The 12,368-nt window shown below is 69.4% G+C and carries 13 protein-coding genes and 1 tRNA gene; 8 read left to right on the top strand and 6 right to left on the bottom strand.

Features of this window, described 5'->3' with window-relative positions; translation table 11 throughout:
* Positions 1-259: 259 nt before the first annotated feature.
* Both J0670_RS14615 and J0670_RS14610 read right to left on the bottom strand, forming a co-directional pair.
* Positions 260-1,534 (bottom strand): PTS transporter subunit EIIC, encoded by a 1,275-nt coding sequence (locus J0670_RS14615; protein ID WP_207811985.1) that lies wholly within the window; start codon positions 1,532-1,534, stop codon positions 260-262.
* Between the two features lie 539 nt (positions 1,535-2,073).
* Positions 2,074-3,363: a PTS transporter subunit EIIC gene (locus tag J0670_RS14610; protein ID WP_207811989.1), complete on the bottom strand. Its 1,290-nt coding sequence runs from the start codon at positions 3,361-3,363 to the stop codon at positions 2,074-2,076.
* A gap of 292 nt (positions 3,364-3,655) precedes the next feature.
* On the opposite strand from J0670_RS14610, the gene J0670_RS14605 reads away from it, so the two are divergent.
* From J0670_RS14605 to rdgB, 4 genes are all read left to right on the top strand, one after another.
* Entirely contained in the window at positions 3,656-4,006 is a 351-nt protein-coding gene (locus J0670_RS14605; protein ID WP_207811988.1) for a glucose PTS transporter subunit EIIB, read from the top strand.
* A 105-nt stretch (positions 4,007-4,111) separates the two neighbouring features.
* Positions 4,112-4,837, top strand: coding sequence for a ribonuclease PH (rph, locus tag J0670_RS14600; protein WP_207811984.1), 726 nt, complete (start codon positions 4,112-4,114; stop codon positions 4,835-4,837).
* A gap of 183 nt (positions 4,838-5,020) precedes the next feature.
* Positions 5,021-5,410 carry a hypothetical protein gene (locus tag J0670_RS14595; protein WP_207811983.1) on the top strand — a complete coding sequence of 130 codons (390 nt, stop codon included), beginning with the start codon at positions 5,021-5,023 and terminating at the stop codon, positions 5,408-5,410.
* A gap of 73 nt (positions 5,411-5,483) precedes the next feature.
* A complete protein-coding gene (rdgB, locus tag J0670_RS14590) occupies positions 5,484-6,089 on the top strand; it encodes an RdgB/HAM1 family non-canonical purine NTP pyrophosphatase (protein ID WP_207811982.1) in 606 nt (201 codons plus the stop codon).
* Positions 6,090-6,156: 67 nt separating this feature from the next.
* Here rdgB and J0670_RS14585 read toward each other — a convergent pair.
* Positions 6,157-6,240 (bottom strand) — tRNA-Leu (locus J0670_RS14585).
* 45 nt (positions 6,241-6,285) lie between these two features.
* Positions 6,286-6,939 (bottom strand): HNH endonuclease signature motif containing protein, encoded by a 654-nt coding sequence (locus J0670_RS14580; protein ID WP_207811981.1) that lies wholly within the window; start codon positions 6,937-6,939, stop codon positions 6,286-6,288.
* Positions 6,940-7,204: 265 nt separating this feature from the next.
* On the opposite strand from J0670_RS14580, the gene J0670_RS14575 reads away from it, so the two are divergent.
* Positions 7,205-9,601 carry a chitinase C-terminal domain-containing protein gene (locus J0670_RS14575; RefSeq protein ID WP_307806525.1) on the top strand — a complete coding sequence of 799 codons (2,397 nt, stop codon included), beginning with the start codon at positions 7,205-7,207 and terminating at the stop codon, positions 9,599-9,601.
* 84 nt (positions 9,602-9,685) lie between these two features.
* Here J0670_RS14575 and bcp read toward each other — a convergent pair whose 3' ends face one another.
* Complete coding sequence (gene bcp, locus J0670_RS14570; protein ID WP_207811980.1) at positions 9,686-10,159, bottom strand: thioredoxin-dependent thiol peroxidase; 474 nt, start codon at positions 10,157-10,159, stop codon at positions 9,686-9,688.
* Positions 10,160-10,315: 156 nt separating this feature from the next.
* Between bcp and J0670_RS14565 the strand changes: the two genes are divergently transcribed.
* Together J0670_RS14565 and J0670_RS14560 are read left to right on the top strand one after the other, a co-directional pair.
* Positions 10,316-10,657, top strand: coding sequence for a DUF3618 domain-containing protein (locus J0670_RS14565; RefSeq protein WP_196952353.1), 342 nt, complete (start codon positions 10,316-10,318; stop codon positions 10,655-10,657).
* A 298-nt stretch (positions 10,658-10,955) separates the two neighbouring features.
* Positions 10,956-11,258 carry a co-chaperone GroES gene (locus J0670_RS14560; RefSeq protein ID WP_207811986.1) on the top strand — a complete coding sequence of 101 codons (303 nt, stop codon included), beginning with the start codon at positions 10,956-10,958 and terminating at the stop codon, positions 11,256-11,258.
* A 43-nt stretch (positions 11,259-11,301) separates the two neighbouring features.
* Here the strand turns inward: J0670_RS14560 and J0670_RS14555 are convergent, their stop codons facing one another.
* The gene (locus J0670_RS14555) at positions 11,302-12,021 is read right to left on the bottom strand and encodes an SDR family oxidoreductase (protein ID WP_207811979.1); all 720 of its coding nucleotides are present in this window, start codon (positions 12,019-12,021) and stop codon (positions 11,302-11,304) included.
* Between the two features lie 137 nt (positions 12,022-12,158).
* Between J0670_RS14555 and J0670_RS14550 the strand changes: the two genes are divergently transcribed.
* Positions 12,159-12,368: LysR family transcriptional regulator (locus J0670_RS14550; RefSeq protein WP_207811978.1), on the top strand; the 210-nt coding region annotated here is incomplete at its 3' end.

The raw sequence follows: 12,368 nt of genomic DNA, 5'->3' as shown, positions 1-12,368 counted from the left end.
CGGTCAGCTCAGCCGCGACACGCCGCGGACCACACGCGACCGAAGTCGATGTGGCTGCGGGTGACCAGCGGGCACGAGGCGTTCACCGCTTCAGTTGACCAGGGTGTCCGTCGGTTCGTCAACCGCGTTCCCGCGTTCCCGCGTTCCATCGTTCCCGCACGGTGGAACCCTCGGGTACGCCGAAGGCCCCGCCCCGCCGCTGGGTGAGCAGCGGTGGGGCGGGGCCTTCGGAAAGGACGGGCGGGGCCTCAGGCCTCGGTCACTTGGTGACGTCCTCGATCTCGTCGTCGTCCTCGCGACCGGGGGTCTTGAGGTTGAACTTGGTGATCGCGAAGCGGAAGAGGAAGTAGTACAGCGCGGCGAAGACCAGGCCGAGCGGGATGATCATCCACGGGTCGGTGGCCTTGTTCCAGGCCAGCAGGTAGTCGATCAGACCGCCGGAGAAGGTGAACCCGTCGTGCACGCCGAGCGCCCAGGTGACGGCCATCGAGACGGCGGTGAGGACCGCGTGGATGACGTACAGGGCCGGGGCGATGAAGACGAAGGCGAACTCGATCGGCTCGGTGACACCGGTGACGAAGGAGGTCAGGGCCAGCGACACCATCATGCCGGTGATGGCCTTGCGGCGGTGCGGCTTGGCGGAGTGGGCGATGGCCAGCGCGGCGGCGGGCAGCGCGAACATCATGATCGGGTAGAAGCCCGACATGAACTGTCCGGCGGTCGGGTCGCCGGCGAAGAAGCGGGTCAGGTCGCCGTGCACGACGGTGCCGTCGGGCTTGGTGAAGTCACCGGTCTGGAACCAGGCGAAGGAGTTCACGAACTGGTGCATGCCGACCGGCAGCAGACCGCGGTTGACGAGGCCGAACGCGCCCGCGCCGAACGCGCCGGCGCCGATCAGGGTGTCGTTCAGGCTCTTGATGGCGTCGCCGATCGGGCCCCAGGTCAGGGCGAAGAGCACACCGACGGCGGTGCCGACGAAGGCCATGAGGATCGGCACCAGGCGGCGGCCGTTGAAGAAGCCGAGCCAGTCGACCAGCTTGGTGCGGTGGTACTTCTGCCACAGCACCGCGGCCAGCAGGCCGATCACGATGCCGCCGAGCACGCCCGGGTTCTGGTACGTCGGGGCGACCCACTTGCCGCCGTCGATGTGACCCTCGGTGATCGGGAACGCGGTGAGGACGTTCTTGTACACCAGGAAACCGACCAGTGCGGCGAGGGCGGTGGAGCCGTCCGCCTTCTTGGCGAAGCCGATCGCGATGCCCACCGCGAAGAGCAGCGGCAGGTTGTCGAAGACGCCGCTGCCGGCGGTGGCGAAGACCGAGGCCACCTTGTCCCAGCCGAGGCCGTCCTTGCCGAACACGTCGTCCTGGCCGAGACGCAGCAGCAGACCTGCCGCGGGGAGCACGGCGATGGGCAGCTGGAGGCTGCGACCGATCTTCTGCAGACCCTGGAGGAGGTTCTGGCCGAACTTCTTGGCGGGGCTTGGCGAAGCCGGAGCCGTGGCGGGCGCCGGTGCCTGCGCAGACTGACTCATGGGGGTGGGTTCCTAACGGCATGGCGGTCGGGGGAAGGCACAGGGGACCAACCGCGAACTGGTCTACACCACGTGTGGTGTAGACCAGTTTGTAGCACGGGTGGAGAAGGCGGGGAACCCCGTAAAGCGCCGTCACCGGGAAGCGCTATGAAATCGAAACCTGGAAGCGGAACGACGATCATGATTACAGCCGGGATTGGGATTTTGGCTATTTGCGCAACAAAAAGAGCCGACCCCGTGCGAGCGCCGGGCCGGAGCGGGGTCGGGGGTCGGGCGCGGACGATCCTGCCGCTCCCGGGCGTGCGCGGTGGCTGCTGAGAGTGATCGCGGGGTCGCGGAGGCGGCCCGTGAGACTTCCCTCACCTGCGGCCGGCCCTCGGCCGGAGTGTCGCGGGCCGGGCGGATCGGGATCGAATTGCCTTTCGGCCGGATATTCGGCCGGATATTCGGCTGGGAATTCAGGCCCTTCCCGAAACGCCGAAATCCTCCGGACCGTTGGATGCGGAGGCCTTTGAGGGTGATATCGGCGGAGGCAGGTTTCAGGCCTTGGTGACGTCCTCGACCTCGCTCTCGTCCTCGCGCCCCGGTGTTTTCAGGTCGAATTTGACGATGATGAACCGGAAGAGCGCGTAGTACACCGCGGCGAAACACAGTCCGATGGGGATGATCAACCACGGCTTGGTGGCCAGCCCCCAGTTGATCACGTAGTCGATCAGGCCGGCGGAGAAGCTGAAGCCGTCGCGCACCCCGAGCGCCCAGGTGACCGCCATCGAGGCGCCGGTCAGCACCGCGTGCACGCCGTACAGGGCCGGGGCGATGTAGGCGAAGGAGTACTCGATCGGCTCGGTGACGCCGGTGACGAAGGAGGTCAGGCCGACCGAGAGCATCAGGCCGTAGATCTCCTTGCGGCGATGCGGTTTGGCCGAGTGCGCGATCGCGAGCGCGGCGGCGGGCAGCGCGAACATCATGATCGGGAAGAAGCCGGACTGGAACTGGCCGGCCGTCGGGTCGCCCGCCAGGAAACGCGGGATGTCGCCGTGCACGATCGTGCCGTCGGCCTTGGTGAACTCGCCGAACTGGAACCAGACGAAGGTGTTCAGCAGTTGGTGCATGCCGATCAGCAGCAGCGCGCGGTTGAACAGGCCGAAGATGCCCGCGCCGCCCGAGCCGAGATCGGCGAGGGTCTGCGAGAAGTCGTTGAGGCCGCGGCCGATCGGCGGCCACACCCCCAGCGCGACCACGGCGGTCGCCATGCCGACCATGGCGGTGATCATCGGGACCAGCCGGCGGCCGTTGAAGAATCCCAGCCAGTCGACCAGCCTGGTGCGGTGGAACCGCACCCACAGCCGGGCCGACATCAGGCCGATCAGGATGCCGCCGAGCACCCCCGGGTTCTGGTACGTCGCGTTGGCCGCCTTGGCCGAGGAGTAGTCCACGCACTGGTCGCTGACCAGCACCGTCGGCGGCTTGCAGCTCTCCGGGAAGGCGTGCAGGACCTTGTAGTAGACGAGGAAGCCGACCACGGCCGCCAGCGCCGTCGAGCCGTCCGCCTTCTTGGCCATGCCGATCGCCACACCGATGCAGAACAGCAGCGGCAGCCCGAGCGAGGAGTCCAGCAGCGCACCGCCGGCCGCGGCGAAGACCTTGGCGACGTCGGTCCAGCCCAGGCCGTCCTTGCCGAAGACGTCCGGCTGGCCGAGCCGGTTGAGGATGCCGGCCGCCGGGAGCACCGCGACCGGCAGCTGGAGCGAGCGGCCCATCTTCTGGAGACCGCCGTAGAAGGTGTGCCACCAGGTGGTCTGCGGGGCCGTGGCGCCTGCCGAACTCATCATCCGCCCTCCGCGAGCAGTTGCCGTCCCAAGGGCCGGCGCGGGACCCTCGGCCGGGGCTCAGGAACACCCGGGGCGCTTCCCGCGTTCATCGGAGTACACATATATTGGTGTAGACCACTTTGGGGAGCGGGCCACACCAGGCCGCACTCCGGGGCGCGAACCCCGCTGATCGTCATCCTCGGGCGGTGATCGGCGGCCTGCGCGCCGGAATGGGCCAAACGTGGTCTAACGTGGCAGACCGGACCGGCACAGGCGATGCTGGTCGCGCCGCCCGGCAGCGCGACCACAGCTGAACCCACGTCAGCCACCGGCACCTCACCGCCCGACGGTCGAGGAACACCCCAGCACAGCGCAGGACGGCGCCCGGCAGAGCCGCCGGCGAGCCGAGACAGAGGGAGAGAATCAGATGGCCAGCAAGGCTGAGAAGATCGTCGCCGGTCTGGGCGGCATCGACAACATCGAAGAGGTCGAGGGCTGCATCACCCGCCTGCGCACCGAGGTCAAGGACGCCTCCCTGGTCGACGAGGCCGCCCTCAAGGCCGCCGGCGCCCACGGCGTCGTCAAGATGGGCACCGCGATCCAGGTCGTCATCGGCACCGACGCCGACCCGATCGCCGCCGACATCGAGGACATGATGTGAGCTGAGCCACCCCGGCTCACCCACCCGGCCCGCCGCCCCGCTCAGGGGGACGGCGGGCCGAGGCGCATCCGGAAGCACCCCCGCGAGCGGCTACGCTCAGTGGCTATGTCACGCATCGACGGCCGCACCCCCGAACAGCTCCGCCCCATCACCATCGAGCGGGGCTGGAGCAAGCACGCCGAAGGCTCCGTCCTCATCTCCTACGGCGACACCAAGGTGCTGTGCACCGCCAGCGTCACCGAAGGCGTCCCGCGCTGGCGCAAGGGCAGCGGCGAAGGCTGGGTCACCGCCGAGTACTCCATGCTCCCGCGCGCCACCAACACCCGCGGCGACCGCGAAGCCGTCAAGGGCCGCATCGGCGGCCGCACCCACGAGATCAGCCGGCTCATCGGCCGCTCGCTGCGCGCCGTCGTCGACCACCGCGCCCTCGCCGAGAACACCATCGTCCTCGACTGCGACGTCCTCCAGGCCGACGGCGGCACCCGCACCGCCGCCATCACCGGCGCCTACATCGCCCTCGTCGACGCCGTCTCCTGGGCCCGCGAGCGCAAGCTCCTGCGCGCCAAGGGGCAGCCCATCACCGGCGGCGTCAGCGCCGTCAGCGTCGGCATCATCGACGGCGTCCCGATGCTCGACCTCCGCTACGAGGAGGACGTGCGCGCCGAAACCGACATGAACATCGTCTGCACCTCCGACGGCCGCTTCGTCGAGGTCCAGGGCACCGCCGAAGGCGCCCCCTTCGACCGCGACCTGCTCAACCGACTCCTCGACCTCGGCGCCCTCGGCTGCGCCGAACTCGACGAGATCCAGCGCAAGGCCCTGGAAGGCTGAACCGGCAGCAGGGCTGAACCGGCGCGCCCCCAGCGTCCGTCGACACCCACGGAGGAGTCGCGCGGACCGCTGTACACGCAGGGCCCGCAGACCGTACGGTTCCCGCAGCAACCCGCTGCGGGAACCGCGCACCCCCCGGCGCGCGTCCCTCCCCACGGAACCCGCGCGCACCAGGAGGACCGGATGCCGTCGAGCATCGCCCGCCCCACCGCCCTCGCCGTGGCCGGACTGATCGCGATCCTCCCGCTCAGCATGGTGAGTTGCTCGGCCGCCCAGAAGGCCGTCGACTGCGGCAACACCGCCGTGAAGATCACCGGCGACCTCGCCGACCTCACCAAGGCCTACGACAACGCCAGCAACGACTCGGCCGCCGCCGGCAAGGCCGTGCAGAAGCTCAAGGGCGACCTCGACCAGATCGGGAAGAACTCCAAGAACACCGACGTCGTCAAGGCCGTGACCGACCTCCAGAAGCAGGCCGACAAGGTCCAGCAGGCCGTCGACCGCAAGGAGGCCCCCGACCTCAAGCCGCTCGGCGACGCGGCCGGCAACCTCACCTCGCTCTGCGGCGGCTGACCGCCCCCGCGCGCTCGGTGGGGGCTCGGTGGGGGCTCGGTGGGGCTCGACAGGGCTCGATAGGGTGGGCGATATGTCCACCCGCCTGATCCTCGCCACCCGCAACCAGCACAAGGTCGCCGAGCTGCGCGCCATCCTCACCGACGCCGGCCTCGACGTCGAACTCGTCGGCGCCGACGCCTACCCCGAGATCCCGGACGTCCCCGAGACCGGCGTCACCTTCGCCGAGAACGCCCTGCTCAAGGCGCACGCCCTGGCCCGCGCCACCGGCCTCCCCGCCGTCGCCGACGACTCCGGCCTCTGCGTGGACGTCCTGAACGGCGCGCCCGGCATCTTCTCCGCCCGCTGGGCCGGCAAGCACGGCGACGACCTCGCCAACCTGGACCTGCTGCTCGCCCAGCTCTCCGACATCGCCGAACCGCACCGCGGCGCCCACTTCTTCTGCGCCGCCGCCCTCGCCCTGCCCGACGGCACCGAGCGCGTCGTCGAGGGCCGCCTCCTCGGCACCCTCCGCACCGCCCCGGCCGGCAACGGAGGCTTCGGCTACGACCCGATCCTCCAGCCCCTCGGCGAAACCCGCACCTGCGCCGAGCTGACGGCGGACGAGAAGAACGCCATCAGCCACCGCGGCCAGGCCTTCCGCGCCCTCGCCCCGGTGGTGAAGGAGCTCATCGGCTGACGCCCCGCAGAACGTCGATGGCCCGCCCGGAGAACCTCTCCGGGCGGGCCATCGATTGCAAGGCTAGTGCGGCCTGAGGGATTCGAACCCTCACGGGATTTCTCCCACGGGCACCTAAAACCCGCGCGACTGCCGATTTCGCCAAGGCCGCATGGCCACTAGTCTAGGGCTTCGCTCAGGGGCGACGACACTGTGATTAGTCGACGGGTCGCGGTCGCTTGTTTTTGTTGCGACCGCAGTACGTGGCTGTGATGGCGTGGCAGTTGGGGCAGAGCAGCCGGAGATTGTCAGGCCGGTTGTCCGACCAGTCGCCGTTGATGTGGTCGACCTCCAGGGTCATCGGCCGCCCGCGCCACTCCGGGCCGGTGCCGCAGTCCTCGCACAGCTCGGGCCGGCCGAGTTCGGCCAAGGCGCTGCGGATCCGCGAACCGGGGATTCGTTTGGCTCCCCAGGGGCGCTGGACGAGGAGTTGTTCGGCCGGGATCCTGGTGGGAAGTCGCCTGCCCCGGGCGTGGGCCTGTCCGTTGAAGTGTGACGTGTCGATGCCGAGCGCCTTGATGCGGCGTCCGATGTGGGCCTGGGTGCCGCCGGCCTGGCGTTGGCCGAGGTATCGCACGACCCCGGCCACGCTGTGAGACACCGAGACGGCCTCTTGGAGGAGTTCGCGCGTGTAGACGCTTCCGGTCGGGCGGAAGTGCGAGGTGTCGATCCGGTACTCGGTGAGCTTGCGCCGCAGGTACTTGCGCCGGTCGCGGTTCGGCTCCCGGCCGAGCGCGGTCAACATCTCGTCGAGTGAGGCGGCGGTGGCTGCGATGGTGGAGAGCAGTTCACGGGTGTATTCGACCGGCATGGTGGGTCCCCTGTTGTGATGGAGGGCCCCTCTTCCGACATGAGAACGATCGAGCGGGGGTTCGGTTACGGGGTGGGTTTCGGCCACGGGCTGACTGGTTGTCGGGGGTTCCGACCTGTGATGTTTAGCTGCTGATTACTAATTGGTACAGACCTATTGACCTATGTGGTTCAGACCACATAGCTTCTGCGCCAACTGAAATCCCCCACGTGCGTGCTCCCCCACAGGCACGCGCCGACACTCTCTCCTGGAGGACCGAGTGTTGATCCGAAACACGACGGAGCGGCGTCCCACCGCCGCTCGGCGTCGTAAGAGCCCGGCGGCACGGGCGGGTCTGGCCTCGTTGGCGGCGGCGAGCCTGGCCGGGCTGCTGATGGCGACGCTGGGTGCGGCGCCCTCGCAGGCGTCGGCGGCCGTCGACAACTCGGCCTGTCGCCCGGACGGGCTGTACCAGACCCCCGGGGTGGACGTCCCGTACTGCTCGGTCTACGACACCAGCGGGCGCGAGAAGATGGGCGCGGACCACCAGCGCCGCATCATCGGCTACTTCACCGGCTGGCGCACCGGCAAGAACGGCGACCAGCCGTACCTGGCGACCGACGTGCCCTGGGACAAGGTCACCCACCTCAACTACGCCTTCGGGCACGTCGGTGGTGACAACAAGCTCTCGGTCGGCACCGACGGCCCGACCAACGAGGCCACCGGGATCTCCTTCCCGGGCGTGCCCGGCGCGGAGCTGGACCCGACCCTGCCGTACAAGGGCCACTTCAACCTGCTGACGAAGTTCAAGAAGCAGTACCCGAACGTCAAGACCCTGATCTCGGTCGGCGGTTGGACCGAGACCGGCGGCTACTTCGGGGACGACGGCAAGCGCGTCAACTCCGGCGGCTTCTACTCGATGACCGTCAACCCGGACGGCAGCGTCAACCAGGCCGGCATCGACACCTTCGCCGCCTCGTCCGTCGACTTCATCCGCAAGTACGGCTTCAACGGCGTCGACATCGACTACGAGTACCCGACCTCGATGAAGGACGCCGGCAACCCGCTGGACTGGCAGCTCGCCAACTCCAAGCGCGGTTCGCTGGCCAAGGGTTACGCGGCGCTGATGAAGACCCTGCGCGAGAGCCTGGACAAGGCCAGCGCCGCCGACGGCAAGCACTACCTGCTGTCGGTCGCGGCCCCGTCCTCCGGGTACCTGCTGCGCGGCATGGAGACCTTCCAGGTGGCCCAGTACCTGGACTACGTCAACATCATGTCGTACGACCTGCACGGCGCCTGGAACAAGTACGTCGGCCCGAACGCCTCGCTCTACGACGACGGCAAGGACGGCGAGTTGGCGTCCGCCAACGTGTACGGCACCGCGCAGTACGGCGGCATCGGCTACCTGAACGCCGACTGGTCGTACCACTACTTCCGCGGCGCGATGCCCGGCGGCCGGATCAACGTCGGCCTGCCGTACTACACCCGCGGGTTCAAGAACGTCCAGGGCGGCACCAACGGCCTCTGGGGCACGGCCTCCGCGACCACCTGCCCGGTCGGCTCCGGCCTGACCGCCTGCGGTGACGGCGCGGTCGGCATCGACAACATCTGGAACGACAAGGACGACGCGGGCAAGGAGTCCCCGGCCGGGTCGAACCCGATGTGGCACGCCAAGAACCTGGAGAAGGGCATCGTCCCCGACTACCTCTCCAAGTACGGCGTGACCGACACCGCCCTGCAGGGCACCTACACCCGCAACTACAGCTCCGCCCTGGTGGCGCCGTGGCTGTGGAACGACACCAAGAAGGTGTTCCTGTCCACCGAGGACGAGCAGTCGGTGGGCGCCAAGGCGGACTACATCGTCAACCAGGGCGCCGGCGGCGCGATGATCTGGGAGCTCGCGGGCGACTACAAGTGGGACGCCACCGCCAACGGCGGCAAGGGCGAGTACGTCCCCGGTTCGACGCTCACCTCGCTGATGTACGACAAGTTCAAGGCGGCGAGCCCGTACGGCGCGACCCGCTCGACGATCGCGCTGCCGCAGCAGACCCTGCCGATCGACGTGTCGTTCACCAACTTCGCGCTGGGCGACTCGAACTACCCGATCAACCCGAAGCTGCACATCGTCAACAACTCGACGCTGACCCTGCCGGGCGGCACCGAGTTCCAGTTCGACTACAGCAACTCGGCCCCGGGCAACGCCAAGGACCAGTCCGGCTTCGGGCTCCAGGTGATCAAGCAGGACAACCCGGGACCGGGCAACACCGGCGGGCTGAAGGGCACGTACAACCGGGTGTCGGTCAAGCTGCCGGGCTGGCAGTCGCTGGCGCCGGGCGCCTCGATCGACATGGACTTCGTCTACTACCTGCCGGTGTCCACGCCGTCGAACTGGACGGTCAACGTGGGCGGCACGCTGTACGGGATCAAGGGCGACCTGACCCGGGGCGCGGTGGACGGTGGCACGACCCCGCCGACCACTCCGCCGACCACTCCGCCCACGACGCCGCCGACCACGCCGGCCGGTTGCGCGGGTGCGCCGAGCTGGGACGCGGGAACCACCTACGCGACGCCCACCAAGGTGTCCTGGAAGGGCCACTACTACCAGAACAAGTGGTGGACCAAGGGCGACGACCCGAGCGCCAGTGGTTCCTGGGGAGTCTGGAACGACCTCGGGGCCTGCTGATCAGGGCGGCCCGTTGAGGTGAGGAACGGCGGTGGCGGCGCACCCGGTCGGGGGGTGGGCCGCCACCGCTGCTCTCGTCGGTTCCTAGGCCTCGACCTTGAGGTCGCGCAGCAGCTTGGCGACGTGCCCGGTGGCCTTCACGTTGTACAGCGCGTGCTCGACCTTGCCCTGCTCGTCCACGATCACGGTGGAGCGGATGACGCCGGTCACGGTCTTGCCGTACAGCTTCTTCTCGCCGAACGCGCCGTACGCCTCCAGCACCTGCTTCTCCGGGTCGGAGAGCAGCGTGACCCTGAGGTTCTCGGCCTCGCGGAACTTGCCGAGCTTCTCCGGCTTGTCGGGGGAGATGCCGATGACGTCGTAGCCCGCGTTCGCGAGGACGTCCAGGTTGTCGGTGAAGTCGCAGGCCTGCTTGGTGCAGCCGGGGGTGAGCGCGGCCGGGTAGAAGTAGACGATGACCTTGCGGCCCAGGTGGTCGGCGAGCGAGACCTGCTTGCCGTCGGCGTCGGACAGGCTGAAGGCGGGCGCGGTGTCGCCGGGCTGGAGACGCTCAGTCATGGTCGTACTCTCCTGGAGGCTGGGACGGGCGGTCGTACCACGGCAAACTTACCTCCGTTGGTGGGTGGGGCCGCGCGGCCGTGCTCGGCAACTGAGAGACTGGGTCAGTCGCACAGGACAACCAGGACAACAGCGCAAGTGAATGGGGTGGCCCGAGTGGGCGAGGCGAGCACGCAGGACAAGTCGGCGCGGACGACCGCGCAGATCGAGGCGGACATCGCCCGGACCCGCGACAAGCTGGCGGCGACCCTGGACGAACTGGCCGTGCGCGTGCACCCCAGCACCATCTCGGCCCAGGTCAAGGCCAAGGCGATGGCCGCGGTCGAGGAGAAGGCGGGCCGCGCGTACGTGGCCGCGAACGGCCTGGTGGAGAAGGTCCGGGTGCAGTTCGTGGACGAGAAGGGGCAGCCGCGCAAGGAGCGGATCGTCCCGGCCGCGCTGGTCGGTGTGGGTCTGGTGCTGCTGGTCGCCTCCGCCCGCAAGCGCCGCAAGGGCTGAGCGTCGGAACGCGGGAGGGCCGGGCACCGGGTGGTGCCCGGCCCTCCGCTTCTCGGGGCGGACTTCCTGTTGCCGGGGCGGCCTTCCGTTTCTCGGGCCGGCCTTCCGTTTCCCGGCGCGGCCTTCCGGTGGCCGGGCTGGTGCCACGTTCTGCCGGGCCGGTGTCATGTTTACCGGGCCCGCGTCACGTTGCGCGGCCGGGGACGGTACCTTCGGGACTGTGAGTACGAATGACGAACCGATCCACCTCGGCGACCACGCCCGGCACGACCGGCTGGGCGAGAAGCTGCCGATCCGGATGCTGCACGACCGCGTGCTGGTGCGCACCGAGGGCAGTGAGGGCGAGCGCCGTTCGACCGGCGGCATCCTGATCCCGGCGACCGCGGAGCTGTCCAAGCGCTGCACCTGGGCCGAGGCGGTCGCGGTGGGCCAGAGCGTGCGCTCGGTGGAGCCGGGGGACCGCGTGCTGTACGACCCGGAGGACAAGCTGGAGGTCGAGGTGCGGGGCGCCACCTACGTGCTGCTGCGCGAGCGCGACCTGCACGCGGTGGCGGCGAGCCGCTTCGGCGACACCGAGGGCTCGACGGGGCTGTACCTGTAGCGGTACTCGGAGCGGTACCCGTGGCGGCGCCCGGAGCGATCCGTTACGCGAGCAGCGTTCCGCCGTCCACGGTGACGACCGTGCCGGTGGCGTAGCGCTGCTCCATCAGGTAGGCGTACGCCTCGGCCGCGTCCTCGGGTTCGCCGATCCGGCCGAGGGGGAGGCCGTCGATGATCTTGGCGTACATCTCTTCGCGGTCGGCCTCGGGCAGGCCGGACCAGAGCGGGGTGCGGATCAGCCCGGCCCGGACGGCGTTGACCCGGAGCGGGGCCAGTTCCACGGCCAGCGCCCGGACCAGGCCCTCGATCGCGCCGCACATGCTCGCGGCGATGCTCCAGCCCGGTCCGGGGCGCAGGCCGGCGGTGCCGGAGGTGAGGGTCACCGAGCCGCCCGGGCGCAGCTTGGGGGCGGCGGCGCGGACGGCGTCGAGGGCGCCGAAGTAGCGCAGGGTGAAGGCGTCGCGGGCGGCGGCGAGGTCCAGGGTGTCGAGGGTCGTCAGGTTGAGGGGTTCTCCGGCGGTGTAGACCAGGTGGTCGAGGGGGCCGAGGCGGTTGAACAGGTCGGCGACCTGGTTGCTGTCGGTGAGGTCGGCGACCTCGGCGGTGGTGCCGGCGGGCAGGGTGGAGAGGGCGCGTTCGACGTTGGCGGGCCGGCTGGAGGCGATCGTGACCCGGGCGCCGCGTTCGGCGGCGAGGGTGGCGGTGGCGAGGCCGATGCCGGAGGTGCCGCCGAGGACGACGACGTGCTGGCCGGTGAGGGGCATGGTGGGTCCTTCGTTCGTTTCGGTCGCCCCGTTGTGCGGGGTGGTGTCTCGATCCTGCGCCGGGTGGATCGGTGCGGTCCAAGACCTGTTGTGGCCGCTGTCATACCCTCGGGGTATCAGTGGGGATGGGGTGGGCGATGGACGTCGATCTGCGGAAGCTGCGGTACTTCGTGGCGGTGGCGCGGGAGTTGCACTTCGGCCGGGCGGCGGTGGGGTTGCACATCGCGCAGCCGGTGCTGTCGCGTCAGATCAGGGCGTTGGAGGCGGAGTTCGGTGCGCAGTTGTTCCGGAGGGACCGTAGGTCGACCGAACTGACCGAGGTCGGACGGCAGTTGTTGGAGGATGCG

The organism is Streptomyces sp. FH025 (assembly GCF_017427025.1).
GTDB lineage: Bacteria > Actinomycetota > Actinomycetes > Streptomycetales > Streptomycetaceae > Kitasatospora.
The sequence above is the reverse complement of the archived record's forward strand: the minus strand, read 5'-3'. Positions and strand labels throughout refer to the sequence as shown.

Coding starts and splice junctions, on each gene's coding strand:
- J0670_RS14615 (WP_207811985.1), bottom strand. CDS start 1,534: ATGAGTCAGTCTGCGCAGGCACCGGCGCCCGCCACGGCTCCGGCTTCG.
- J0670_RS14610 (WP_207811989.1), bottom strand. CDS start 3,363: ATGAGTTCGGCAGGCGCCACGGCCCCGCAGACCACCTGGTGGCACACC.
- rph (WP_207811984.1), top strand. CDS start 4,112: ATGTCACGCATCGACGGCCGCACCCCCGAACAGCTCCGCCCCATCACC.
- J0670_RS14595 (WP_207811983.1), top strand. CDS start 5,021: ATGCCGTCGAGCATCGCCCGCCCCACCGCCCTCGCCGTGGCCGGACTG.
- rdgB (WP_207811982.1), top strand. CDS start 5,484: ATGTCCACCCGCCTGATCCTCGCCACCCGCAACCAGCACAAGGTCGCC.
- J0670_RS14580 (WP_207811981.1), bottom strand. CDS start 6,939: ATGCCGGTCGAATACACCCGTGAACTGCTCTCCACCATCGCAGCCACC.
- bcp (WP_207811980.1), bottom strand. CDS start 10,159: ATGACTGAGCGTCTCCAGCCCGGCGACACCGCGCCCGCCTTCAGCCTG.
- J0670_RS14560 (WP_207811986.1), top strand. CDS start 10,956: ATGCTGCACGACCGCGTGCTGGTGCGCACCGAGGGCAGTGAGGGCGAG.
- J0670_RS14555 (WP_207811979.1), bottom strand. CDS start 12,021: ATGCCCCTCACCGGCCAGCACGTCGTCGTCCTCGGCGGCACCTCCGGC.